2 protein-coding genes are annotated in these 1442 nt (G+C 67.7%); both read right to left on the bottom strand.

All coding sequences use genetic code 11. From position 1 onward, the window contains the following. Nucleotides 1-46 precede the first annotated feature (46 nt). A complete protein-coding gene (gene hpaI / locus ABE485_RS31095; RefSeq protein ID WP_346519098.1) occupies nt 47-847 on the bottom strand; it encodes a 4-hydroxy-2-oxoheptanedioate aldolase in 801 nt (266 codons plus the stop codon). Between the two features lie 28 nt (nt 848-875). Then, nucleotides 876-1340 (bottom strand): homoprotocatechuate degradation operon regulator HpaR, encoded by a 465-nt coding sequence (gene hpaR / locus ABE485_RS31100; RefSeq protein WP_346519099.1) that lies wholly within the window; start codon nt 1338-1340, stop codon nt 876-878. Between the last annotated feature and the right edge of the window lie 102 nt (nt 1341-1442).

Consider the following 1442-nt stretch of genomic DNA (forward strand, 5'->3'; position numbering starts at 1 on the left):
GAGGAACCAGCTGCCGCGGGCGCCGGAGCGCCCGCGGCGCCGACGCTCAGTACGGACCCTTGCCCGACGCGATCGCGGTCAGGTCCTTGAACTGGCCGGCCAGCGCTTCGGCCGCGCGCGCCAGCAGCACCGCATCCACGCCCACCGCGACGAAGGTCGCGCCCAGCGCCAGATAGTGTCTGGCCTGAACCACGCCGCTATGCAGGATGCCCGCCGCCTTGCCGGACCGCACGATGCGGGCGATGGCGTCGTCGATGGTCTTCTCGACTTCGGGGTGTTCCGGCTGGCCCAGGTAGCCCATGCTTGCCGACAGGTCGGCCGGGCCGATGAAGGCGCCGTCCACGCCGTCCACCGCCAGGATCTCGTCCAGCGCCTGGATGCCGCGCGGCGTTTCAATCTGCACCAGCACGCACATCTCGCCGTTGGCGCGTTCGAGGTAGTTCGGGATGCGGTTCCAGCGCGATGAGCGCGCCAAGGCGCTGCCCACGCCGCGGATGCCTTCAGGCGGATAGCGCACGGCCGCCACCGCCGCGGCGGCTTCCTCGGCGGACTGGACCATGGGCACCAGCAGCGTCTGCGCGCCGGTGTCCAGGATCTGCTTGATCTGCACCGGATCGTTCCAGGCGGGCCGCACCACCGGCGCCACGGGGTAGGCCGCCACGGACTGGAGCTGGGCAAGCGTCGAATCCAGCGTGTTGGGGGCGTGCTCGCCGTCGATCAGCAGCCAGTCGAAACCGGCGCCCGCAAGGATTTCCGATGTGTAGGCGCTGGCCAGGCCGGCCCACAGGCCGATTTGGGGCTTGCCGTCGCGCAATGCTTGCTTGAAGGTATTGGTCAGGATGTCCATGGATGTCGGGGTCGTTCGGGGCAGCACGCTAGGGCGTGCCGGAGTCGGGCGGTTCGGAGGTGTCGCGCCTGATCAGGTCGACCATGGCGTCCACATCGCGGTACAGGCGGTCCAGCAATTCCTTGCCGATCTTCTCTTCGATTTCCTGGTACTTCGCATCCACTTGCGGACGCATGCGGTCGATGAGTTTGTGGCTTTTGGCGGTCAGGGAGATTTCCTGGCGGCGCTGGTCGGCGCTGGAACGCGCGCGCTTGATCAGGCCTTGCTCTTCCATGCCGGCCAGCATGCGGGTGAGGCTGGGGCTCAGGATCTGGCAGCTGCGCGCGATCTGGTTGGGCTCCATCGAGCCCACTTCGCTCAAGGTGCGCAATACCCGCCATTGCTGTTCGGTGACGCCGGCCGCTTGCAGGATGGGGCGGAAATGCGCCATCAGCGTCTCGCGCGCGTAGAGCAGCAAATGGGGAAGATTGCGGTGGTGGAAGTTCGGACTCATGGCGGCAATGTTAGCAAGAAGCCGTGCCAGGGCCGATAGGTGTTTTCGGGCGCGCGCATGCGGCGCGCGCATGCGGCGCGCGCATGCGGCGTTCGCAAGCGG

Origin of the sequence: Achromobacter spanius (assembly GCF_039673305.1) — a bacterium.
GTDB lineage: Bacteria > Pseudomonadota > Gammaproteobacteria > Burkholderiales > Burkholderiaceae_B > Achromobacter > Achromobacter spanius_F.